This is a genomic window from Pedobacter frigidisoli (assembly GCF_032678525.1).
Lineage (GTDB): Bacteria > Bacteroidota > Bacteroidia > Sphingobacteriales > Sphingobacteriaceae > Pedobacter > Pedobacter frigidisoli_A.
The window spans coordinates 348,877-373,678 of record NZ_JAVTSE010000005.1 but is presented as its reverse complement, the minus strand read 5'-3'; the positions used below and the strand labels follow the sequence as shown (position 1 = coordinate 373,678).

Sequence of the window (24,802 nt, the reverse complement as noted above, 5' to 3'; positions counted from 1 at the left end):
TTATGAAACCAATTAGCCTGACCATTTTGTTGATATACAGTTTACTGTGCTTTAGTGCAAGCGCAGCAGACATTTACGTTGCAAAGAACGGTTCTGATTCTAATTTGGGTTCGATAGAGAAACCTTTGGCCACCCTTCATTCGGCTATTAGAAAAGCCAGGGAACTCAGACGGTTAAACGATCCTTCGATTAAAAATGGAATCAGAATTTTTCTGGCCAAAGGCGTTTACCAGCTGCATGAACCTGTTGTTCTTCGTCCTGAAGATTCAGGGACAAAAGAGAGCCCGACGGAAATTATAGCTACTGAAAAAGTTGTTTTAAGCGGTGGGGTGAACATTAAAGGATGGAAAAAACTGTCAGGAGCAGTTGCAGGATTGCCTAAAGCTGCAATAGGGAAATTATGGGTAGCAGATGTACCGAACTTTGATGGGAATGGACTATTGTTCCGGCAACTTTGGGTGAACGGCAATAAAGCCGTTCGGGCCAGAAACTACAATGGCGATGCCATGGGTCGAATCCTGGCATGGGATAAGAAAAATCAGACCTGCAGGATTCCTCTGCAAAAAAACGAGAGTTTATCACATATCAATGGTATGGAAATGCTCATTCACCAATGGTGGGCCATTGCAAATCTTCGTGTTAAATCTGTAAAAGTTGCAGGTAACACCGCCGAACTTTCTTTTATGCAGCCAGAAAGCAGAATACAATCTGAACATCCATGGCCAGCTCCCTGGATATCGGAGAAAACAGGGAATTCGGCTTTCTACCTCACCAATGCCATTCAGTTTTTAGATGAGCCTGGTGAATGGTTTGAAGACATGCAGAAGCATAAACTTTATTACTGGCCAAAAGCATCTGAAAATATGCAGCATGCCGATGTTGTTGTACCTGCCCTGGAGAACCTGATGAAGATTGAAGGAACAACCGACCATCCGGTTACATTTGTCAACTTCAAAGGAATTTCTTTTGAGCACGCTACCTGGTTGAGACCATCCCGACAGGGGCATGTTCCGCATCAGGCAGGTATGTATATGTTGGATGCTTATAAACTAAATAAAGCAGGAACGCCTGACAAACCTAGCCTTGAAAATCAGGCCTGGGTTGGAAGGCCGGCTTCAGCCGTTGAGGTGAGTTATGCAGATCATATTTCTTTCGAATCTTGCCGATTTGAGCATATGGCCTCAACGGGACTGGATCTCAGAAAAGGCACTGCTGACAATCAGGTAAAAGGTAACCTGTTTAAAGATATTGGTGGTACAGCAATTTTAGCAGGAACATTTTCTGATGAGGCAACTGAAGTTCACTTGCCCTATAACCCTTCAGATAAAAGGGAAATTTCAACCAATGACGTGATCGAAAACAACCTCATTACAGATGTAACCAATGAAGACTGGGGAGCTGTTGGTATTGGGGCCGGTTATGTTCGTGGAATTAAAATATCGCACAATGAGATTTCTGACGTTTCCTATTCGGGCATCAGTGTAGGCTGGGGATGGACAAAAACGGAAAATGCGATGAAAAACAATACCATCAGTGCGAACAAAATTCATCATTATGGTAAGCATATGTATGATGTAGCAGGCATTTATACCTTATCGGCCCAGCCGGAATCAATTATTACAGAAAACGTGATAGATAGCATTTATAAAGCACCCTTTGCCCATCTTCCTGAGCATTGGTTCTACCTTTATACAGATGAGGGTTCATCCTATTTCACTATTAAAAATAACTGGACACCTGCCGAGAAGTACCTGCAAAATGCAAATGGCCCGGACAATTTATGGGAAGGTAACGGGCCAAAAGTGTCTCAGAATATTAAACAAAGTGCCGGTTTACAACAGCCTTATCAATACCTCTTGAAAGAGAAAGCTGCTTATTCCAATCGCGGGATTAATCAGGCTGAAGATAAACCGGTCGTGTTCGAATTGATTTTTAAAGATGATTTACCGGGCAATAAAACCCTGGAAAAGTTTGCCATGGAGAATAATCTGCTGCAAAGTTCAATCTATAAGTGGAGTAAGCGCCTGGTGATTTATACTTCAAGCCTGAAAGTAGAGAGTTTAACACAAACCTTAAAACACCTGGATGCCTCAGAAATCAAGCTTTACGACAATATGTTTTATGATTTCAACAGAGAAAAAAACTGTGGCGATAAACCTGTAATGGAGTGGGATAACATCATTTTATCGGCCAATCTGGTGAAAGATGAAAAGATGCAAAAAGAATATCTCGACTACCACAAAACCCAGTTCGAAAAGTGGCCGGAAATATCGAAAGGATTCTGTAATGCTGAATTTCAGCGACTGGCTATTTTCAAAAAAGACAGACAGCTGATGTTAATCATCAGTATTCCGAAAGGAAAAAAATTAGATGATTTAAATCCAAAAACCACTTTGAATAATCCGAAAGTGGATGAATGGAATGCCATAATGAAAAAATACCAGGAGGGAATTGCGGGAACAAAACCTGAAGAGGTTTGGGTGTTTTTTAAACCAATTGAATAAACGACGACTAAAGAAATAAATAAAATATCATGTTAAGATTAGGGATCCTAGGTTTAGGAGAGGGCAGAAGTACAATTTCTGCATCATTGGCGAGCAAGAAGTTTAAGCTCATTCAAATTTGCGATGCCAATAAAAAGCTTTGTGAGGAACGTGCTTTAGAGTTTGATTTTGAAAACTGGACAACGAGTTATGAGGATATGTTAACCAGTGATAAAATCGATATGATCGCCATTTATACCCCCGATCATCTGCATTTCGAACATATCAAGCTGGCTCTGCAACATGGAAAGCATGTGGTATGTACCAAGCCTTTTATCGACGATTTATCACAGGCCAATGAACTGCTTGAGCTTGCTAAGAAATCAAGAAAGAAAATCTTTGTCGGTCAGAGCTCGCGCTTTTTTGAGCCTGCTATGCGTCAGAAAAAGGATTTCGACAAAGGTTTGATTGGGGAATTAATTACCATCGAAAGTCATTATCATGCCGATCACCGCTGGTTTTTGGAAAAAGGCTGGTCACTGAAGCAATCTTTTAAATGGTTGTATGGTGGTTTAAGTCATCCGGTTGATTTTATCCGTTGGTATATGCCCGATATTGAAGAGGTGATGGGTTATGGAATGCTAAGTAGCAATGGCTTGAAAGCAGGACTTAAAAATCAGGATACCATGCATTTCATTTTCAAAGCAAAAGATGGCCGGATTGCGAGAGTGAGCGGCGCTTATACCGGACCAACACAACCGGCAAGCCGCGATAGTGGAATGAGCTGCATTTTACGCGGAACTGAGGGCGCTAGTCAGGCCGATTACCATGAACTGCGCTACTCTGTAACTACAAAAACAGGTGAGGAAAAAATCATTACCTGGGGCGATTCAACTTTAAAACACTATTTCCGTTTCGAAGGACAAAGCCACCATGCAGGAGAATATCAGAATTACCTGGATTATTTTGCCGATAGCATCAATAATAAATTTACCGCTTACCCTGATTTGAAGGAAGGGATTGGAACGGTGGCATTGTTACAGGCTATGGATAAATCGATGGAAACCGGATTGCCTGTGAAGATTGACGATATCCTAAAAGCGAATAACATTACACGGGAATCGATAGGGTTGTAGCTTTTCGATGAAACAGCCACGGAAACACAGAGAACACGGAAGAAGGAATTTATTTATAAAGAGAAAAAATACTCCGTGAATTCAGTGCTTCCGTTGCAAAAAATACAAGAGAATCGATAGGCTTGTAGCTTTTCGATGAAATAGCCACGGAAACACAGAAAACACGGAAGAATGAATTTATTTATAAAGAGAAAAAATACTCCGTGGATTCAGTGCTTCCGTGGCAAAAAATAAATGAGAACCGATAGGATTGTAGAAATCCCGTCATTGCGAGTTATCCTAACCTAAACCATACTAACCAAATAAACCAATGGGAAACATTGTTGAACGATTAACCGGCCTGGATTACCTCATTGTGATCGCCTATGTGATCATTTTGATCATCATCGGATACAGGGCCAGTTTCTCAAAAAAGAAAAGCGAAGACGAAACTTTATTCCTCGCAAACAAATCATTAAACTGGTCGAGCATCGGCTTCAACATGTGGGGCACAAACGTTGGCCCCTCTATGCTGCTGGCCTTTGCCAGTATTGGTTACAGTACGGGCATTGTGGCCGTAAACTTCGATTGGTATGCCTTTATATTTTTATTCCTCCTGGCAATTGTTTTTGCCCCGAAATACCTGGCAGCTAAAGTAAGTACCATGCCCGAATTTATGGGAAACCGTTACGGCGATTCTACACAGAACATTCTGGCCTGGTATGCCCTGGTGAAGATTTTAATTTCCTGGTTGTCATTAGGCCTGTTTGCCGGGGGCTTCCTGGTCCGCCAGATTTTAGGCATCCCCATGTGGCAGTCAGTTACGGTTTTAGTCGCTTTCGCAGGCTTATTTACTTTTTTTGGCGGCTTAAAAGCTATTGCAAAGGTAAATGTCTTCCAGATGATTTTATTAATTGCCGTTTCCCTATCTCTGATGCTTTTGGGTTTAAATAAGGTTGGTGGAATCTCCGCATTGTATGCCAAAACACCTCATCATTTCTGGAATTTAATTCAGCCGGCAAGCGACCCAAAATACCCCTGGTATGCCATCTTACTGGGATATCCCGTTGCTGCTGTAGCCTTTTTCTGTACCGATCAGTCAATGGTTCAATCGGTTTTAGGGGCAAAAAATTTAAAACAAGGCCAGCTGGGCGTGAGCTTTATCGGCTGGCTCAAAATCCTTTCTTTACCACTTTTTATTGGTACTGGAATTTTATGTTATGTGCTGTTCCCAAACCTGAAAGATCCAAACGAAGCCTACATGACTATGGTGACCAGTTTATTCCCGCCGGGCATGAACGGTCTGGTAATCGTAGTATTGATTGCTGTTCTGGTAGGAACGATCGGATCCTCGCTCAATTCGCTGAGCACCGTTTTTACTATGGATATTTATGTGAAGAAAATCAATCCGCAGGCCAGCAATAAGCAGATTATCCGTATTGGAAGATGGGCTGTAGTAGCCGGCTGTGCTTTCGCGGTGATTGTAGTGTTGGCCATCGATAACATCAAAGGGTTAAACTTATTCGACGTTTTTCAATCGGTGCTGGGTTTTATCGCTCCTCCGCTGTCAGTGGTTTTCCTGCTCACCGTGTTTTGGAAAAGAACAACCAGAAAAGCAGTGAATTTTACGCTGTCCATCGGCTCAATTCTTAGTCTGGGTATCGGCGTTACTTATCTCTGGATCCTGCCACCGGGTGAATATAGTTTCTGGCCACATTACTTGATGCTGTCTTTTTTCATTTTCGCCGGACTCCTGATCATTGCAGTGTTGATTTCCGTGCTGGACAGATCGCCAAGTATTTATACAATTAATGTCGAGCATCAGGCTAACGTCGAGAAGCCCCAAAGGGCAGTCTGGATCTCCTGGGTGGCCCTGGCGATAGTAATGCTATTACTCTATTTATTCTTCAACGGACATTAACCGGAACTCCGGAGCCGGATGTCAAAACATATAAACATGAAAAATTTAAGAAAAACATTACTGCTGGCTTTGCTTTCCTGTTCAACAGCACCTGTATTTGCACAGCAGGCTTCCTGGATCTGGTATCCCGGAGATTTTGATATTTACATGAGCAACGTGATGCAGAACCGGAGAACAGAAAGGGGGTCTTTCTTTCCGGTATTCTGGAAAATGGATAGCCACTATGTACTGGTCGATTTTCATAAGGAATTTACCCTCTCACAGCCGGAAGAGGTGAAGCTTTATGTAGAAGGAACTTACAATGTGAAAATCGATGGGCAGGCGATTTCCGGTTTTCCCAAGAGCATACAAATCCCGGCAGGCAAGCATAAACTAAGCCTCAAGGTGTACAATCAGGCACATGTACCCGCAATTTATGTGAAGGGAGAAACCGTCGTTTCTGATGAAAGCTGGTTAACTACTTTTGAGGACAAAGAGTGGATTGACGCCAGTGGAAAAACATCCGATAAATCCGGTACCGCTTTCGTTTCCGCAGGTTCGTGGAACTTCAATGACCCGGCCAGATTACCTTCAGCATTTAAATTGCCAACTGTGCCACAATCAGCTTTGAAAACAGAAAAAGCGGGTTCGGGCTACGTGGCTGATTTCGGAAAAGAGACCTTCGGTTTCATCAAGGTGCACGGATTAAAGGGTAAAGGACGATTAAGCCTTTACTATGGCGAGTCCAAAGAAGAATCACTATCAACTGCTAAATGTGAAACTTTAGATGACCTGGATATTGACCTGAGCGTAAAAAGAGACTCCATTATGCCCTTATCAAAAGCCTTCAGGTATGTCAACTTTCAGCCTGGTGCCGGTGTTTCTGCTGATTCAATTTCCATGCTTTATGAATATGCACCGGTTACAGAACGGGGGAGTTTTAAATCGTCGGATGCAGAGCTGAACAGGATTTACGATGTGGCTAAATATACTTTCCACCTGAACACCCGCGAATTTTTCATAGATGGGATCAAACGAGATCGCTGGGTTTGGAGTGGCGATGCCTATCAAAGCTACCTGATGAATTACTATTCATTTTTCGATGCACCGACGGTTAAACGGACTTTATTGGCTCAACGTGGAAAAGATCCGGTTACGGCACACATCAATACCATTATGGATTACTCTTTCTACTGGTTTCTTGGTATCTATGATTACTATAAATTTACTGGTGATCAGAAGTTTGTTCAGGATGTTTATCCCCGAATGCAGTCTCTAATGACTTATATAGATGGTAGGAAAAACAAAAATGGCCTGCTCGAATGGATGCCTGGCGATTGGATTTTTATCGACTGGGCAGATAAACTGAGCAAAGACGGGGAGGTGAGTTTTGAACAGTTGCTGTATGCACGGAGTTTGGAAACAATGGCTTTATGTGCCCGGCTGGCAAATGATGCTGATGGTGCCGCCCGCTATGATCAGCAGGCCAAAGTATTGAAGGCAAGGATTTTTGAATTATACTGGAATCAAACTAAAAGCGCTTTGGTACACAGCCGGGTAGATGATAAGCAAACCGACAATGTAACGCGTTACGCCAACATGTTTGGAATCTTTTTCGACTATTTTACACCAGAGCAAAAACTGGCTGTAAAAAAGAATGTGCTTTTAAACAATGAGGTAGCGAAGATTACAACACCTTACATGCGCTTTTATGAATTAGAAGCGCTATGCGCCATGGGCGAGCAACCCTATGTTTTAAAAGAAATGAAAAGTTACTGGGGCGGCATGTTGAAGCTGGGCGCTACTTCATTCTGGGAGGAATATAATCCGGATAAAAAAGGAACAGAACACCTGGCGATGTATGGCAGGCCTTTTGGAAAAAGCCTTTGCCATGCCTGGGGCGCTAGTCCGGTTTACTTATTGGGCAAATATTACCTGGGTGTTCAGCCTACCACCCCGGGTTATGAAACTTATACCGTCGAACCCGATTTAGGCGGTTTAGCATGGATGGAAGGTAAAGTGCCGACTGCCAATGGCGATATTACCGTTTATTGCAGTAAAAAAGAGATCAGGGTAAGTGCTGCAACCGGCACGGGTACATTGAAAATAAACAGCAAAACAAAACCGGTAGTGAAAGGTGCAGAAGTGAAAGAAATCTCCAAAGGAAAATATGAAGTAACCATTGAGAAGGGTAAAGATTACACTGTGAAATACACCAGATAGTTTTTAGCAGACCTCGCAGATCACTATCTGCGAGGTTTAATCGATGCGTTAAACCCCGATGCGCTGTTCAATCTTCTTCACGCATTTATTGGCTTCCGCAAGGATCACATCATTTTCAATGGCCTTATCAGCATTTAATGCATTTAACATCGATATGGTTAAACAGGCAATAATGCCATCATTGCCGCCGATGCCAATCGGTACAGAAATATCCGTTACGCCTGAAACAGAATCACTGTTTTTAAAGTATGAACCCGTTTTCTGAATTTCTTCCAGCGAGCTGATGAAATCTTCCTGTTGCGGTTTGGAGTATTTTTTGAAAATACCATTGTTTTTAAGGGCCAGGGTACGTTCCGAGTCGGGCATGTAAGCCAGTAAAACCTTGCCTGATGCAGTTAATGGCAAAGGGAACAGGTTACCCTCTTCAATAGAAAGTGCAATTGGCCCCGGACTTTTAGCATGAATAATTACCATCACCTGGTTCATATACAAAATACTTAAGTGGCAGGATTGGCGGATGCTGTTAGCCAGCTCCTCGAGCGGAAACTGTGCGGCCTTACGCAGTTCGTCCATCGGAGAGTGCCTGTGCGACAGGTAGAACAACTTTAACGAAAGCCTGTATTTTCCCGAAACTTCATCACGCAAAATATATCCACGGCTCTCCAGGCTCATCAGCATCCGGTAAATTTCATTAGGTGTTTTCTCAATGCCGATAGCAATTTCCGTTTGTGAGAGGGGGATGGATTGTGCTGATAAATATTCCAATATATCAAGGCCTTTATCTAAGGCGGGCGCTTGATATTTAGATTCCTTTTCGTTCATACAGGTTTAAATTTGGTCGTAGCGTATTTTTTACAATTTCAAACATACAAAATGCTTTCGGATTTACCATTTAGAAAGCTTCTATATCAATCTAAAGTATTAAATGTTTTCATATTTAAAAAAAATATTTATATTTGAATTAGTAGTGAGAGCTAATCCCGGGCTGAACTTCAGCCTGACGATAAAAAGGAATATTGTATTTCTTTAATTGCTTTTGTAGCTGATAACCAATTATAAATCTAAATAAAATACCTTAAAGGTGTAAATTATTTAATGAGCAAAATATTAGTCTTTTTCTGGCTTTTCTTATTTAGTATTTCGCTTTTTGCGCAGGATATTAAAGTTGCCCGTTTAAGTTGTAGCTATCGGGATAATCCGATAGGGATAGATTTTGTCTCACCCATTTTAAGTTGGAAGCTTCAATCGTCAGGAAGTAATGTGATGCAATCTGCCTATCAGATATTGGTTGCGAGCAGCGCTGCTCAACTAAACAAAAACGTTGGTGATGTTTGGGATACTAAAAAAGTAATCTCTGCCCGGTCAATTCAGATACCATACAAAGGAGCGAAATTGTTTTCAGCTAAAACCTACTTCTGGAAAGTCCGGGTTTGGAATGGCTCAGGAGAGGTTTCTGCATGGAGCAATACTGCTTTCTGGCAAATGGGTTTAATTACGGCTCAGGACTGGAAAGGCGCAAAATGGATTGCATTTGAGAAGCTTGCCGATTCGAATGTCAATGTTCTTCCTACAGATGGAAAAAAGGATAAGTACAATGCGAATAATATTTTACCTATGTTCCGTAAAGATTTCGCGGTTACCAAAAGCATCAGGAAGGCAACTGCTTTTGTTTCTGGCTTAGGGCATTTCGAAATGAGTTTAAACGGACAGAAGATAGGTGAGGATTTCCTGGCACCTGGCTGGACGAAATATGATCGCGAAGCACTATACGTGAGCTACGACATTACCAGTCAGATTAAAAGAGGTAATAATGCCGTTGGTGTAATGCTGGGCAATGGTTTCTATTATATTCCACCGGTAAAGGAAAGATATCGGAAACTTAAAGTGGCTTACGGTTACCCGAAAATGATTTGCCGGCTTTTGATAGAATACAGTGACGGAACTTCTGCTAACATCATTAGTGATCAAAGCTGGAAAACAGCACCATCGCCAATAACCTTTTCCAGTATTTATGGTGGAGAAGATTACAATGCAAATCTGGAACAAAAGGGCTGGAACCTGGCTGGTTTTAATGATGCTAAATGGAAAACAGCGCTTCTGGTTAACGGACCTCTGTTAAATGCACAAAAAGAAGAACCCGTTAAGGTTTTTGAAAACTTTACCGTCCAAAGCATCAAAACTACAGGTAATGGGGAATGGGTTTACGATATGGGCCAGAATGCGTCGGCGATTATTGAATTGAAGGTGCGTGGCAAAAAAGGAGATACAGTCAGGATTACACCTGCAGAATTAATCAAAGCAGACGGACAGGTAACGCAGAAAAATATTGGCGGACCCTCTTATTTCACTTATATTTTAAAAGGGGATGGTGTAGAGACCTGGCGTCCGAGGTTTTTTTATACCGGATTCAGGTACCTTCAGGTGAAAGGGGCTGTTCCCGCAGGAGAGGTTAATGCAGCCAACCAGACAGTAATTAAAAATTTAACAGCATTGCACGTTAGGAATGCTGCAGAACAAATCGGGGAATTTACCAGCTCTAACGAACTGTTCAATAAAACCTTCAGGTTAATCGACTGGTCGGTTAAAAGTAATATGGTGAGCGTTTTTACCGATTGTCCGCACCGCGAGAAACTGGGCTGGTTAGAACAATTGCACCTGATGGGAAATTCTGTTAGTTACAACTACAATGCGGCACCTTTATTTAAAAAGGCCTTGCAGGATATGAAAAACTCCCAGCTGCCAAACGGGCTGATCCCTGAAATTGCACCTGAATATGTGAAGTTCGAATGGGGCGGAGATATGTTCCGCGATTCACCTGAATGGGGCAGCAGCGGTATATTACTTCCCTGGTATTTATATCAGTGGTACGGAGATAAAGAAGCGATGGTGGAATACTATCCGATGATGCAGGGTTACCTGAAGTACCTTGCCACAAAAGCAGAAAACCACATTTTGTCGCAAGGTTTGGGCGACTGGTATGATTTAGGGCCGAAAGCACCAGGCGTATCTCAGTTAACACCAATGGGCGTAACCGGAACGGCAATTTACCACTACGATTTAAAGATAATGGAAAAGATGGCTACGCTTTTAGGTAAAAAAGCTGATGCGCTGGCCTATTCAGACCTTGCAGCTAAAGTAAGAAAGGCATTTAATAATCAGTTTTTCAATAATAAAACCAGGCAATATGCATCGGGTTCTCAAACGGCTAATGCCATGGCAGTTTACATGGGACTGGTGGATGATGAGCATAAAAACGCAGTAATTGATAATCTGATTAAGGACATAAAAAACAGGAAGAATAGTTTAACTGCCGGCGATATTGGTTACCGCTATGTGTTAAGGGTATTAGAAGACGCCGGACGATCGGATGTGATTTTTGATATGAACAGCCGGTCTGATGTACCTGGTTACGGGATGCAGATCGAGAAAGGGGCTACGGCATTGACTGAAAGCTGGGCCGCTTTGCCAACCGTTTCTAACAATCATTTTATGCTGGGGCATCTCATGGAATGGCTGTACAGCGGGCTGGGTGGAATCCGTCAGGCAGAAGGTGCTGTTGCTTTTAATCACATTAGAATAGAACCCGAAGTAGTCGGCGACTTAACCGCTGCTCGTGTCAGTTACAATTCTCCTTATGGCCAGATCTTGTCATCATGGACGAAAACAAAAAAACAGTTTACGCTGGAAGTCAGGATTCCGGTGAACACAAAAGCGGATATTTATTTTCCGGGCGACGGAAAGCAAACCATTACAGATGAAATTAATCCACGTATTAATGCTTTAAGTTTTGAAAACGGAAAAGCAAAATTAACAGTGGGTTCAGGTCACTATAAATTTATATGCACAAATGACTAGAATCAAAATCATCCTATTCCTGATGGTGATTGCCTTTAATGTGCAGGCACAAACACCAAACCTGATTTCGAATGCGGAGATGGAAGAGATTTATGAGGAAGTAAAAACGCCTTATAAGTACGGCTTGGTGATGGTTCCTGAAGATAAAGAACACAAAATGGATTGTCCCACGATATTCAGGAAGGGTAAATTCTGGTACATGACTTATCTGATCTTCAGCGGTCGCGGTTATGAAACCTGGCTATCAAGGAGTAGTGATTTACTGCACTGGGAAAATCAGGGAAAACTAATGTCATTTGGCGATTCTGGTAAATGGGACGACAATCAAAAAGCCGGGTACAATGCTTTGCTGGATATGAAGTGGGGCGGGAGTTATGGTGTGAAATCTTTTGACGGAAAGTACTGGATGTCTTATTTCGGCGGGAAAGAAAAAGGATATGAAGTGGAACCGCTGTCCATTGGAATGGCGTATACCACAACGCATCCATCACAGGTACAGGAATGGACACGTTTAGATAAACCTGTTTTAACTGCTGCAGATGTGGATGTGCGCTGGTGGGAAAACCGCAATAAGCTTTTTAAAAGCACAGTAATAGAAGACCAGAAAAGACTAACCGGACATCGCTTCGTGATGTACTACAACGCTGTTGGTGATTCTTTGGTAAATAATAAAAAAACACGCTGGTACGAGCGTATTGGTATGGCGGTTTCTGATGACATGGTTCAATGGCAACGTTTCAATCGAAATCCTGTGGTGCATCATCCCGTGGGTATTACCGGCGACGGCGTGATTCAGCAAATTGGTGATAAATACATAATGTTTTATTTCGGGGCATTCTGGCAGGATAGAAAAGGTTCATTTAATCGTTTTGCCGTGTCGAAAGACCTGGTAAACTGGACCGACTGGACCGGGGATAACCTGATTGAGTCGTCAGAAAAATATGATGAATTGTATGCGCACAAATCTTTTGTATTGAAATACAAAGGGGTGGTGTACCACTTTTATTGTGCGGTAAATAAGCAGGACCAGCGCGGAATTGCAGTAGCCACATCGAAAGATTTAGGTAAGAGTAAAGTAGATTTTGTTAGCGAATCCAGAAAATAGCATGAAGGTTTCAAAAATGGAGATAAAATATAAATTATTGTGGTTGATGCTCTTTTGGAGTGTAGGGACTTTTGCGCAAACACGTGTAAGAGAAAACTTCAATAAAAACTGGAAATTCTTTCTCGGGGATGAGCCTGGTGCAAAATCTCCTGCCTATGATGACCTCAGCTGGCGTAAACTCACATTGCCTCACGACTGGAGTATTGAGGGAAAATTCGATGAGAAAAATCCTGCCAAGCCTGAGGGCGGCGGTTTACCAACCGGAATTGGCTGGTATAGAAAAACATTTAATACACCGTCAAATTTTCAAAACAGATTAGTTACCATTGAATTCGACGGGGTGTACAAAAACAGTGAGGTATGGGTTAACGGCAAATATCTAGGCAAACGTCCTTATGGCTACGCCTCTTTTTCTTATGAAATTGGCAAATATTTGAAGGCCGGTAAAAACATCATTGCTGTTAAGGTCGACAATTCAGCCCAACCCGATTCCCGCTGGTATTCGGGATCAGGAATTTACCGGAATGTTTGGCTGACATCGACAGCCAAGATTGCGGTTGCCAATTGGGGAAGTTTCGTCACCACCGATAATTCCGGCCATATAGAGGTTCAAACCCAGTTGCTGAACAAAACGATGAACGCTCAGTCTGTAGCAGTAAGCCATGCTATATATGCAAGTGATGGAAAACTGGTTCTCAAAAGTAGCGCTCAAACCATTCAGGTCAGTACATCTGGCGGAGCAGCCAAAACCACACTGGATATCAAAAATCCAAAACTGTGGTCTGTTGAAAACCCCAACCAATATAAATTGATTACTCAGATTCTTCAAAACGGAAAATTGATTGATACTTATGAAACTAGGTTTGGAATCCGTTCATTCAACTTTGACGCCGATAAAGGTTTTTCGCTGAATGGAAAAGCAATGAAGATTCTCGGCGTTTGTCTGCATCATGATTTGGGGGCGCTGGGGGCCGCTGTAAATACCCGTGCCATGGAACGCCAGCTCGAAATAATGAAAGCCATGGGGGTAAACGCTATCCGCACCGCACACAATCCACCGGCACCAGAGTTTTTAGACCTATGTGATAAAATGGGTTTCCTGGTAATGGACGAAGCCTTTGATATGTGGGCGAAAAAGAAAACCAAAAACGACTACCACCTTAATTTTCCGGAATGGCACACGCGCGATCTGGAAGACATGGTGTTACGCGACAGAAATCATCCGTCTGTCATCCTGTGGAGTATTGGAAATGAAATTCGCGAGCAGTTTGACAGCACCGGGATTGCCATGACCAAAGAGCTGGTTGCCACGGTTAAAAAATTGGATCAAAGCCGCCCTGTAATCTCCGCTTTAACCGAAACTGATGCCAGGAAAAACTTTATCTATCAGGCGAATGCGCTTGATATTTATGGCTTAAACTACAATCATAAACTTTACAAAGACTTTCCTAAAAACTATCCCGGTGTAAAGTTTCTGGCAACAGAAACTACTTCAGCTTTAGAAACCCGGGGCTTTTACGACACAGCAGATACCATCCGCCGCTGGCCTAAAGATGGGAAAACAAAGTTTACAGAAGGAAACAAGGAATGGTCAGCATCCTCTTACGATAATGTTTCTGCTTACTGGGGTTCCACGCATGAGGAAACCTGGAAGGCAGCTAAAAAATACGATCATGTTTCAGGACTTTTTGTATGGACAGGTTTCGATTACCTTGGTGAACCCTTGCCTTATCCCTGGCCTGCCAGAAGCTCCTATTTCGGGATTGTAGATTTAGCCGGATTTCCTAAAGATTCATATTATATGTATCAGAGCGAATGGACTAACAAGCCAGTTTTGCATATACTGCCGCACTGGAATTGGGAAGCCGGAAAATCGGTAGAGGTTTGGGCTTATTACAACAATGCCGATGAAGTGGAATTGTACCTGAATGGCAAGTCGCTTGGAAAAAAATCGAAACAGAACGATGATTTACATGTGCAGTGGAATGTCACTTTTGAACCCGGAACTTTAAAAGCTGTTTCCAGGAAAAACGGCAGGGAGGTGCTCACTCGTGAAGTGAAAACGGCGGGTGCGCCAGCTAAAATTGAATTGCTTGCCGACAGGAAAACTATCAAAGCCAATGGGGAAGATCTATCTTTTGTTACAGTTCGCATTTTGGATGCCGCGGGCAACGTGGTTCCCGATGCAGATAATTTGGTGAATTTTAAAGTTGAAGGGAATGGATTTATTGCCGGCGTAGATAATGGTTTTCAGGCAAGTCTGGAGCCCTTTAAAGCCAGCTATCGCAAAGCTTTTCATGGTTTATGTTTAGCTATTCTTCAGTCAACAGATAAAAGCGGAACAATGAAGTTAACAGCAAGCTCGGCAGGTTTATCTGCTTCTTCAATAACGATTAATACAGGGAAATGATGAGCCGATTGATGCAAACTAATATTCATTTGATGTTAAACGAGTCTCCCGCAGATTTCGCTGATTCCCGCAGAACAAATTTTTTAAAATCTGCGAAAATCTCTTTAATCAGCGGGAAAAAACCGGATATTCACTCAAATGTCCTTAAATGCCTTATATGGTTAAATTTTTTATTGCTGTCACTTACCGCTTCAGCCCAACTGGTCGATAAAACACCAACAGCGGTTCAAAAAGCCCCTCAAATTTATAACAAAGAACCCTGGGAAGACCAATTAGTCAGCGGCATCAATCGCGATGCTTCTCGTGCCACCGCCTATTCTTTCGCAAACATTGAAGATGCCAAAAAAGGAAATCGCGATAAATCTGCCAGGATGATTTCGTTAAACGGCGATTGGGATTTCTCTTTTGCCATCAAACCAGCAGATGCGCCAAAGGATTTTTACAAATCCCGTGTAAGTGGATGGAAAAAAATTGAAGTCCCGTCAAACTGGGAGATGAAAGGATATGATAAACCCATTTACAAGAGCGCTGTTTACCCCTTTCGGCCTGTAAATCCGCCAAATCCGCCAATGGATTATAATGGTGTCGGAAGTTATCAGCGCACTTTTTCTATCCCTGAAAACTGGAAGGATATGAACATCACCCTGCATTTTGGGGGGGTAAGTTCGGGATATAAAGTTTGGGTGAATGGTAAATTTCTGGGCTATGCGGAAGATAGTTTTCTCTCCTCAGAATTTAACATCACGCCGTATTTGCAGGCCGATGAAAATATTTTATCGGTCCAGGTGATGCGCTGGACGGATGGCAGTTTCCTTGAAGATCAGGATCACTGGCGTTTGAGTGGAATCCACCGCGAAGTGATGCTACTGGCAGAACCAAAATTGAGAATTGCTGATTTTTTTGTGCAAACTAAACTGGATAAGGATTATAAAGACGCCACCTTAAGCATCCGTCCAAGAATAGAAAACCTCACGGGCAAAGAAGTCAAAGGCTATAAAGTTACAGCATCACTTTTCGATGGCAATGGTGCTGCGGTACTTGATAAACCCCTGGAAAGAAGTGCAGAAAGCATTATCAACGAAATCTGGCCACGACTGGATAATGTGAAGTTTGGTTTGCTGGAAAGTAAAATTAAAAACCCTGCGAAATGGAGTGATGAGGTCCCCAACCTTTACACGTTGACCATCTCATTGGAAGATAGTTCAGGCAGAGTGCTGGAAATTAAAAGCTGTAAGGTTGGTTTCAGGAGCATCGAATTTTCCAAGATCAATGGTAAACTTCTAATAAACGGTAAGGAAACCTACCTGTATGGAATTAACCGGCCCGATCATCATCCTACTAAAGGAAAAGCTTTAAGTCGCGCGGATATTCTGGAAGATGTACAAACCATCAAGCGCTTTAATTTCAACTGCATCCGGACCAGCCATTACCCAATGGACCCGTATTTATATGATTTGTGTGATGAATATGGAATTCTGGTGATTGATGAGGCCAATCTCGAAACCCATGGTTTGGGTGGTAAACTCAGCAACGATCCCACCTGGACAGCAGCTTACCTCGAACGCAGCAGCCGAATAGTGATGCGTGATAAAAATCATCCAAGCATCATCATCTGGAGTTTGGGGAATGAATCTGGCAGTGGACCAAACCACGCTGCAATGGCCGCCTGGATTCACGATTTTGATATCACAAGACCAGTTCATTACGAGCCTGCCATGGGCAATCCCCGTTTAGATGGCTACATTGATCCGGGCAATCCTGCTTATTTAAAGCCTAACGATCACTCGCACCGTTTGCAAAATCCGCAAGACCAACCATATGTAGATATCGTAAGCCGGATGTATCCCAGTATTTATACTCCAAAAATGCTTGCTGATCAACAAAATGGGGATGAACGCCCGATTTTCTTCGTTGAATATGCTCATGCCATGGGAAATTCAGTGGGCAACATGAAAGATTTCTGGGATGTATTCCGTTCCACGCCACGCGTAATAGGTGGCGCCATCTGGGAATTTAAAGACCAGGGGATTCTGCAAACTGATAGTGCCGGAAACAAGTTTTACGCTTATGGAGGCGATTTTGGTGAAAAATACTTTGATAACTTCACCATAAAAGGCGTGGTCAATTCTGATGGGAAACCTAAAGGGGCGATGTTTGAATGTAAACGTGTTTACCAGGGTGCGCAAACCGAATTAACTGATAAAACCAAAGCAATCATCAAAATTAGCAACAGACATGCCGTTAAAAATTTAAATGTTTATACGGTTACGCTGATCGTTCGTAAGGATGGAGCAGTTGTGAGCGAGAAAGTATTGGCAGCGATCAATTTAGCTGCCGGAAGAGATACCTTATTAAATATTTCAAAGTATTTACCAAGAATAGAACAAGGTTCAGAATATTTAGCTGATGTTCATTTTACCTTAAGCAAAGATGAAGTATGGGCCAAAAAAGGCTTCGAGGTGGCCTCAAATCAATTTGCTTTGACTGGTTTAGCCGAAGCTAAAACCGTTGATCATGTCAATCCGGCAAGATATTCAGGCAGTGCTGATGTGGAAATCTATTCAGGACAAAATTTTGAAATTGGCATCAGCAGGAAGAATGGTGCATTGGTTTCTTACAATTGGAAAGGCACGGAGCAAATCTTTGCCCCATTGTTGCCTCATTTCACCCGTCCGTTAACGGATAACGATAAACGTGGCTGGAAGTCGAATAAAAAATTAAAGCAGTGGTATGCCAACGATTTAAAACTCATATCAGTTTCGGGTGGCAAAGCTGACGGAAAAAATGGTTCTGATTTAATCGTATCAAGTGAATACAGTCTGATTAACGATAGCGCAAGAGTAAAAGTTGACTATGAAATCTCATCGACCGGTACCATTAAAGTTGATTATGCGCTAACAGTAAAGCCTGGTTTGCCTAATATCCCAAAAGTAGGAATGCAACTGGGTGTAATTCGTAACTACAATACCATTTCATGGTATGGAAAAGGCCCGATGGAAAACTATATCGACAAAAATTATGCTACTGATGCGGCGATTTACAGCGAGCCTGTAAACAATTTTCTGGAGCATTATGCCGTTCCGCAGGAAAATGGAAACCGGACCGATGTGCGCTGGATGTATTTTTCGGATCCCGCAAAAAAGCAGGGTTTGCTTTTTGCAGCAGACAGTTTACTGAGCATGAGTGCCAGCCCTTACACAGACGACAACGTTCAGGCGGCGAAACATACAAATAAATTAAAGGATGCCGGGTATTTAACGGTTAATGTGGATTTGATACAAATGGGCGTAGGCGGGAACGACAGCTGGAGTGATGTTGCCGCACCACTGCCACAATATCAAATCCCATCAAAGAATTATCATTACCGCTTTTATCTTTTGCCATTTGAGGGTAAAAAAGAGGAGGTGAGCAATAAAGTAAAACGAATAAAATTTTAGCATTGTGGAGAAGACCATTAACTTAAAAGGAATAACCTGGAACCATAGTCGCGGACTTTTACCCATGGTGGCAACGGCGCAACGATTTTCTGAACTGTACCCGAATGTTAACATCACCTGGGAGAAGCGAAGTTTACAGCAATTTGCCGACTTTTCCATTCAGGAACTGGCCGAGAGATTTGATTTGCTGGTTATCGACCATCCATGGGCTGGCTTTGCAGCGAAAACCAAATCAATTGTAGCTCTCGACTTTTACCTGTCGGAAGATTATTTAAATGATCAGCGCCGTAATTCGGTTGGGGAGTCTTATGAAAGCTATTTCTACGATGAACATTTATGGGCGCTGCCCATTGATGCCGCAACACCGGTAGCCGCATCAAGACCGGATCTTTTGGCTGAAAAAGGTTTACAGTTGCCACAATCTTTCGAAGATCTTCTGGCACTTGCCGATCAGGGATTAGTTGCATTTGCAGGTATTCCTATTGATGTTTTAATGAATTTTTACACGCTTTGCTGCTCACTGGGCGAAGACCCATGTCAGAATGATACGGCGGTAATATCACCCGAAGTCGGAATAAGAGCCTTAAAGATGTATCGTGAGCTAGCTGCGAAAATAGATCGGGAAAACTTCAACCGGAATCCGATCCAGGTATATGAAGCCATGACTAAAACCGATGAAATTGCTTACTGCCCTTTTGCTTATGGTTATTCAAACTATTCGAGAAACGGTTATTCGCGTAAGGCTTTGCATTTTCACGATATGATTTCTCTGGATGGTATAACGAATTTAAGAAGCACACTGGGGGGAACGGGTTTGGCAATTTCTTCAAAATGTGAGGAAATAGATGTGGCAGCGAAATATGTGGAATTTGTGGGATCTCCCGCCTGTCAGTCGACCTTATTTTTCGAAAGTGGTGGTCAGCCAGGTCATTTAGCCGCATGGAAAAATGAGGAAATTAACCGACAGAGTCAGAATTATTTCAGCAACACCTTACCGGCTTTACAGCGTGCTTTTTTACGCCCGCGTTACCACGGCTCGATGTATTTCCAAGACCATGCCGGTGATGTGGTACGCGATTATCTGATGAACGGTGGAAATGAAGAGGAAGTTCTATCCGCTATGAATACCTTATATGTTACATCTAAAAGTTTAGTGTTATGATGAACAGACCACTAGAAGGACTCCTGGTTTTAGAGTTTTGCCAGTTTCTGGCCGGGCCATCTGCAGGATTGAAGCTTGCAGATCTGGGTGCCCGTGTCATTAAAATTGAGCGACCTGAAACAGGCGACGCTTGCCGGCAGTTATCGATCAAAAATCTTTTTGTGGATGATGATAGCTTGCTTTTTCACACCATCAACCGTAATAAGGAAAGCTATGCTGCGAATCTGAAAAATCCTGAGGATTTGGAAAGATTAAGAAAACTTATCAGCAAAGCAGATGTGATGACACATAATTTCCGCCCCGGGGTGATGGAAAAGATCGGTCTGGATTACGAAAGCATTCAGCACATCAACCCTAAAATCGTTTATGGTGTGGTTACCGGATATGGAAATGAAGGTCCCTGGCGAAATAAACCTGGTCAGGATTTGCTGGTTCAGGCCGTTTCGGGCTTAACCTTTTTATCTGGCGTAGATATCGATGGACCGGTTCCATTTGGCCTCTCGGTGTCGGACATCATGTGTGGAAACCATCTCGCACAGGGGATTATGGCTGCCTTAATCAAAAGGGCCAAAACAAACAAAAGCGTTCTGGTTGAGGTGAGTTTACTGGAATCTGTTCTGGATGTGCAGTTTGAAGTGATCACAACTTACCTGAATGATGGGGGTAAATTGCCCGACAGGAGCGGAGCAAAGGGTAGTGCACATGCTTACCTGAGCGCACCCTACGGCATGTACGAAACCAAAGATGGCCATATCGCCATGGCAATGGGAAACCTTCCGAACATTTGTGCCATTATCAAATGCGACATTGATGATTTATATGTGGAAGCAGGTTCGGCATTTGAGAACCGGGACCAGCTGATTGTACGCCTGGCCGAAACTTTCAAAAAGCAGGATACCACTACCTGGGTAAATCTTTTACAAACGCATGGTATATGGTGTGCAGAAGTGTTAAATTACCAGACTGCTACTGCGTTAAGTACCTATAAAAACCTGGAGATCGAACAAAGTTTAGACCTTGGAGGTGACAAGACTATTAAAACCACTGTTAGTCCGATCCGGTTAGATAATGAGAAGTTGTTTGCAGCGAAAGCTGCACCAAAACTTGGCGTTGATACCCGGAATATTAATACAGAATTTGAATTGAATTAGCATATGAGACCGCTCGAAGATTATTTAGTTATCGATTTCAGCCAGTTTCTCTCGGGACCATCGGCAAGTTTGCGCCTGGCAGACATGGGCGCCCGTGTAATTAAAATTGAGCGTTTAGGTGTGGGCGACATTTGCCGCACCCTTTACACCTCAAATTTGATCATGAATGGAGAATCATCTGTTTTTCATGCCATCAATAGAAATAAAGAAAGTTTTGAAGTGGATTTAAAGAGTGAAGAAGATTGTGAGATGGTACGCGAACTGCTCAAAAAAGCAGATGTCATGATCCATAATTTTCGTCCGGGTGTAATGGAGCGTTTAGGTTTCGATTATCCTTCGGTCATCGCCTTCAATCCCAACATTATCTATGGGGAGATCTCCGGTTATGGGAACACAGGAGAATGGAGAAATAAACCTGGTCAGGATTTACTGTTGCAATCGGTTACCGGTCTAACTTCATTAACCGGTAACGCTGATAGTGGCCCTGTAGCTATGGGTTTATCCATCGTAGATATGTTGGCTGGCGCGCATTTAGCACAGGGACTTCTGGCTTGTTTATACCGCAAAGCAATAAAAAATGAGGGTGGATTTATACAGGTGAGCATGATGGAATCGGCTTATGATTTCCAGTTTGAAACCATTACAACCTTTATGAACGATGGCGGCGCTTTACCTGAACGATCAAAAAAGAACAATGCCAACGCATATTTAGGTGCACCCTATGGTATTTATCAAACAGAAAACGGATATTTAGCATTGGCAATGGGTTCAATTCCTCAACTTGGTAAATTACTGGGTTGCGAGCCATTGGAGGATTTCCTTGAAATTAGTGAAGCATTTGATAAGAGGGATGAAATAAAGGCGATTTTAGCTGATCATCTGTTATCAGATACAACTGAAAAATGGCTTTCCATATTGGAACCCGCGGATATATGGTGTGCCGACGTTTTGAACTGGAACGCCTTAATGGCGCACGAGGGTTTCAAAGTTTTGAATATGATCCAGGAAGTGGAAATGGTGGATGGTTATAAATATGAGACCACCAGATGCCCGATTCGCATCGACGGCGAATTACTCACTTCACCGGTAGGTTCGCCAAAGTTGGGGCAGGATAATGAAAAAATTATCAAAGAATTTACAACACAGAATACAATTGCAAATGCATAACCAGATAGATACTTTTAAAATAGCCGTCCGCAAATTTGCTCCCTTTGAATCTGCCATGCAGAAGTTCTGGGACGAGTATTGCGCTTTTTCCGGCTGTAAACTGAAGCTGGAGATGGTGGTAATGGATTTGCATGAATTATACAACAAAACCATTACTGAAAAAGGTTTGGCAAATGGCGACTTCGATATTGCCCACATCAACACCGATTGGGTTTTGGAAGGTTATGTCAATCAGGATTTCGAGGTTTTAAACCCCTACATCAACAGAAATAAACCTGATGATTTCCCAAGGGGATGGAGTAAATCCCTTTTGGGTTTACAACGTTTCGGCTGGGAAGTAGTGGGCTTGCCCTTTCACGACGGACCTGAATGTTTTATTTACAGAAAAGATTTATTTGAAAGTGAAACGGAAATGGCCGCTTACCTGGCACAATTTGGTAAAGCTTTGGAAATACCCCAAACCTGGGAAGATTTCCATCAGGTAGCACAGTTTTTTAATCGTCCGGAAGAGCAGTTGTATGGCAGTGTTTTCGCGTGCTACCCAGACGGGCACAACACTGTTTTTGATTTTTGCCTGCAATTGTGGAGTAGGGGTGGAGCTCTGACTGATAAAAATGGCTTCATTCAAATCAATACGCCCGAGGCTATTGACGGTCTGAATTTCTACCGTACAATGGTAAATGATAAAACGGCTGTTCATCCGCAGTCTTTCACTTTTGAGTCTGTGGCCGCAGGCGCCGCTTTTTCTCAAGGTGAGGCCGCGATGATGATCAACTGGTTTGGCTTCGCTGCCGTTTGCGAAGTAGATGCAAACTCGAAAGTGAAAGGTAAAGTCGATGTTGCGCTGCTACCATCGGCTCCTGATCAGCATTCCGCTTCGCTGAATGTATACTGGCTTTATACCATTGCCAAGGGTAGCAGAAATAAAGACATAGCCTATGATTTTTTACACTATGCATTGGCAGAAGAACAGGATAAGCAACTTACTTTAGCCGGTGGAATCGGATGCAGGCTCTCTACCTGGAATGATAAGGAAATTAATGAAATTATTCCCTATTACCATAAGTTAGCAGCATTACACGAGGTAGCAAATATGCTACCACAGAAACAAAACTGGGCCGCTATAGCAGCGATAATTGATCAAATGGTACTGGACGCGGTTCATACAGAAAAGCCTTCGGAAGAACTCGCTGAGCTTGCACAAAACCAGATTAATGAAATTGATAAATGAGTATTGATATAAGATATAAACCCGCATTACCCCAAACAAAACAGCCCATAATCATTATTGGTGCAGGTGGTATTGTGGCTGATGCGCATCTCCCGGCGTACAAAATTGCAGGTTTCGAAGTTCACGGAATTGTAAACCGTACAAAAGAAAGGGCTCAAAAACTGGCCGATACTTTTGGAATACCCAATGTATACAATTCGTTAGCAGAGGCAGTGGCCGGAGCGCCCGAAAATACGGTGTACGATTTAACCATTATGCCTGCCCAATACATCGAAGCTTTAAACCAGTTGCCCGATGGCAGTGCCGTATTGATTCAAAAGCCAATGGGTGATGATTTTGCCCAGGCAAATGAAATCCTGGAATTATGCAGGGCAAAAAAACTGAAGGCTGCAATAAACTTCCAACTGCGCTTTGCGCCATTTGTAAGTGCCGCACGATATCTTATCGGGCAGGGTTTAATAGGGGAATTGTATGACATGGAAGTTCGGGTGACAATCAAGACCCCATGGGAGATTTTTCCGCATGTGATCATCCATCCCCGCCTCGAGATCCAGTATCACAGCATTCATTACGTGGATTTAATCCGCTCATTTTTAGGAAATCCTCAGAGTGTTTTAGCAAAGACCTTGAAACATCCGGCCAAAAAACTGTCATCATCGCGCTCAACAATTCTGTTCGATTATGGCGATACTTTACATGCCGTAATCAATACTAACCATGACCATGATTTCGGTCCTGATCACCAGGAAAGTTATATCAAATGGGAGGGAACCAAGGGGGGCATTGTGGCCAAAATAGGTTTACTAATGGATTACCCGCATGGTGTGCCTGATGTTTTTGAATATTGCCTGGTGGAAGATGGAAAGTCTCCCGTGTGGCAAACAGTCAAGCTCGAAGGATCCTGGTTCCCCGAAGCCTTCATCGGTACCATGGCAAACCTGATGCGCTTTAGTGAAGGATCAACAGACGTACTACATACCAGCGTTGGAGATGTGATTCAAACGATGGCGGTTGTAGAAAGTGCTTACCATTCAAGTGATATTGGTGGCGTTAAAGTAAAAGATAAAGAATAAACGATGTATTTCAAATCAACATTTTTTGAGGACTATCAGTTACAGGATAAACGTGTAACCCTGGGTCGCACCATAACAGAAACCGATTTTGTAGTTCATGCTGGGCATACCGGTGATTTTTTTCCACACCACATGGATGCAGAGTGGTGTGCCACCCAACCCTTTAAACAACGCATTGCACATGGCACGATGATTTTTAGTATCGGTATCGGTTTAACTGCATCCGAAATTAATCCTGAGGCCATGTCGAAAGGTTATGATAAATTGCGTTTCGTAAAGCCGGTATTTATAGGTGATACCATCCACTCTGAAGTTACGATCTCTGAAAAAGGAGATAGTAAAAGACCAGAATATGGAACCGTAACGGAGCATGTAGAAATTATTAACCAGCACGGAGAAGTCGTTTTAGTATGCGACCATTTACTCATAGTAAAGAAAAAATAAACTAATGACAAATGGCTATTGAAAAATAACGTAATGGTCATTGAAG

Annotated in this window: 15 protein-coding genes; 14 read left to right on the top strand and 1 reads right to left on the bottom strand. The window is 42.7% G+C overall.

Annotated features, from left to right (window positions below; all coding sequences use genetic code 11):
* Nucleotides 1-2 precede the first annotated feature (2 nt).
* From R2Q80_RS16085 to R2Q80_RS16070, 4 genes are all read left to right on the top strand, one after another.
* Nucleotides 3-2,504, top strand: coding sequence for a right-handed parallel beta-helix repeat-containing protein (locus tag R2Q80_RS16085; RefSeq protein WP_316800576.1), 2,502 nt, complete (start codon nt 3-5; stop codon nt 2,502-2,504).
* Between the two features lie 29 nt (nt 2,505-2,533).
* The gene (locus R2Q80_RS16080; RefSeq protein ID WP_316800575.1) at nt 2,534-3,619 is read left to right on the top strand and encodes a Gfo/Idh/MocA family oxidoreductase; all 1,086 of its coding nucleotides are present in this window, start codon (nt 2,534-2,536) and stop codon (nt 3,617-3,619) included.
* Nucleotides 3,620-3,929: 310 nt separating this feature from the next.
* Nucleotides 3,930-5,519, top strand: a complete 1,590-nt coding sequence (locus R2Q80_RS16075; RefSeq protein ID WP_316800574.1) for a sodium:solute symporter family transporter — start codon at nt 3,930-3,932, stop codon at nt 5,517-5,519.
* 36 nt (nt 5,520-5,555) lie between these two features.
* Nucleotides 5,556-7,721 (top strand): alpha-rhamnosidase, encoded by a 2,166-nt coding sequence (locus R2Q80_RS16070; protein ID WP_316800573.1) that lies wholly within the window; start codon nt 5,556-5,558, stop codon nt 7,719-7,721.
* Nucleotides 7,722-7,769: 48 nt separating this feature from the next.
* Here the strand turns inward: R2Q80_RS16070 and R2Q80_RS16065 are convergent, their stop codons facing one another.
* Nucleotides 7,770-8,543 carry an IclR family transcriptional regulator gene (locus tag R2Q80_RS16065; protein WP_047800683.1) on the bottom strand — a complete coding sequence of 258 codons (774 nt, stop codon included), beginning with the start codon at nt 8,541-8,543 and terminating at the stop codon, nt 7,770-7,772.
* A 273-nt stretch (nt 8,544-8,816) separates the two neighbouring features.
* On the opposite strand from R2Q80_RS16065, the gene R2Q80_RS16060 reads away from it, so the two are divergent.
* From R2Q80_RS16060 to R2Q80_RS16015, 10 genes are all read left to right on the top strand, one after another.
* Nucleotides 8,817-11,576: a family 78 glycoside hydrolase catalytic domain gene (locus R2Q80_RS16060; RefSeq protein ID WP_316800572.1), complete on the top strand. Its 2,760-nt coding sequence runs from the start codon at nt 8,817-8,819 to the stop codon at nt 11,574-11,576.
* Nucleotides 11,569-12,681 (top strand): glycosylase, encoded by a 1,113-nt coding sequence (locus R2Q80_RS16055; protein ID WP_316800571.1) that lies wholly within the window; start codon nt 11,569-11,571, stop codon nt 12,679-12,681. Before R2Q80_RS16060 ends, R2Q80_RS16055 begins: the two co-directional genes overlap by 8 nt.
* Nucleotide 12,682: 1 nt before the next feature.
* Complete coding sequence (gene galB / locus R2Q80_RS16050; protein WP_316800570.1) at nt 12,683-15,091, top strand: beta-galactosidase GalB; 2,409 nt, start codon at nt 12,683-12,685, stop codon at nt 15,089-15,091.
* A 173-nt stretch (nt 15,092-15,264) separates the two neighbouring features.
* Nucleotides 15,265-18,528, top strand: coding sequence for a glycoside hydrolase family 2 TIM barrel-domain containing protein (locus tag R2Q80_RS16045; protein WP_316800569.1), 3,264 nt, complete (start codon nt 15,265-15,267; stop codon nt 18,526-18,528).
* Nucleotides 18,529-18,532: 4 nt separating this feature from the next.
* Nucleotides 18,533-19,690, top strand: coding sequence for an ABC transporter substrate-binding protein (locus R2Q80_RS16040; protein ID WP_316800568.1), 1,158 nt, complete (start codon nt 18,533-18,535; stop codon nt 19,688-19,690).
* Nucleotides 19,687-20,841 carry a CaiB/BaiF CoA transferase family protein gene (locus R2Q80_RS16035; RefSeq protein WP_410478753.1) on the top strand — a complete coding sequence of 385 codons (1,155 nt, stop codon included), beginning with the start codon at nt 19,687-19,689 and terminating at the stop codon, nt 20,839-20,841. The genes R2Q80_RS16040 and R2Q80_RS16035 overlap by 4 nt, the downstream gene beginning before the upstream one ends.
* A gap of 3 nt (nt 20,842-20,844) precedes the next feature.
* Complete coding sequence (locus R2Q80_RS16030; RefSeq protein ID WP_316800567.1) at nt 20,845-22,008, top strand: CaiB/BaiF CoA-transferase family protein; 1,164 nt, start codon at nt 20,845-20,847, stop codon at nt 22,006-22,008.
* Entirely contained in the window at nt 22,001-23,239 is a 1,239-nt protein-coding gene (locus R2Q80_RS16025; RefSeq protein ID WP_316800566.1) for an extracellular solute-binding protein, read from the top strand. The genes R2Q80_RS16030 and R2Q80_RS16025 overlap by 8 nt, the downstream gene beginning before the upstream one ends.
* The gene (locus R2Q80_RS16020) at nt 23,236-24,312 is read left to right on the top strand and encodes a Gfo/Idh/MocA family oxidoreductase (RefSeq protein ID WP_316800565.1); all 1,077 of its coding nucleotides are present in this window, start codon (nt 23,236-23,238) and stop codon (nt 24,310-24,312) included. The genes R2Q80_RS16025 and R2Q80_RS16020 overlap by 4 nt, the downstream gene beginning before the upstream one ends.
* A 3-nt stretch (nt 24,313-24,315) precedes the next feature.
* Nucleotides 24,316-24,756, top strand: a complete 441-nt coding sequence (locus tag R2Q80_RS16015) for a MaoC/PaaZ C-terminal domain-containing protein (RefSeq protein ID WP_316800564.1) — start codon at nt 24,316-24,318, stop codon at nt 24,754-24,756.
* The last annotated feature ends 46 nt before the right edge of the window (nt 24,757-24,802 follow it).

Bases quoted from the DNA above. Each gene is read 5' to 3' on its own strand.
- R2Q80_RS16085 (WP_316800576.1), top strand. From the start codon at position 3: ATGAAACCAATTAGCCTGACCATTTTGTTGATATACAGTTTACTGTGC.
- R2Q80_RS16080 (WP_316800575.1), top strand. From the start codon at position 2,534: ATGTTAAGATTAGGGATCCTAGGTTTAGGAGAGGGCAGAAGTACAATT.
- R2Q80_RS16075 (WP_316800574.1), top strand. From the start codon at position 3,930: ATGGGAAACATTGTTGAACGATTAACCGGCCTGGATTACCTCATTGTG.
- R2Q80_RS16070 (WP_316800573.1), top strand. From the start codon at position 5,556: ATGAAAAATTTAAGAAAAACATTACTGCTGGCTTTGCTTTCCTGTTCA.
- R2Q80_RS16065 (WP_047800683.1), bottom strand. From the start codon at position 8,543: ATGAACGAAAAGGAATCTAAATATCAAGCGCCCGCCTTAGATAAAGGC.
- R2Q80_RS16060 (WP_316800572.1), top strand. From the start codon at position 8,817: ATGAGCAAAATATTAGTCTTTTTCTGGCTTTTCTTATTTAGTATTTCG.
- R2Q80_RS16055 (WP_316800571.1), top strand. From the start codon at position 11,569: ATGACTAGAATCAAAATCATCCTATTCCTGATGGTGATTGCCTTTAAT.
- galB (WP_316800570.1), top strand. From the start codon at position 12,683: ATGAAGGTTTCAAAAATGGAGATAAAATATAAATTATTGTGGTTGATG.
- R2Q80_RS16035 (WP_410478753.1), top strand. From the start codon at position 19,687: ATGATGAACAGACCACTAGAAGGACTCCTGGTTTTAGAGTTTTGCCAG.
- R2Q80_RS16030 (WP_316800567.1), top strand. From the start codon at position 20,845: ATGAGACCGCTCGAAGATTATTTAGTTATCGATTTCAGCCAGTTTCTC.
- R2Q80_RS16025 (WP_316800566.1), top strand. From the start codon at position 22,001: ATGCATAACCAGATAGATACTTTTAAAATAGCCGTCCGCAAATTTGCT.
- R2Q80_RS16020 (WP_316800565.1), top strand. From the start codon at position 23,236: ATGAGTATTGATATAAGATATAAACCCGCATTACCCCAAACAAAACAG.
- R2Q80_RS16015 (WP_316800564.1), top strand. From the start codon at position 24,316: ATGTATTTCAAATCAACATTTTTTGAGGACTATCAGTTACAGGATAAA.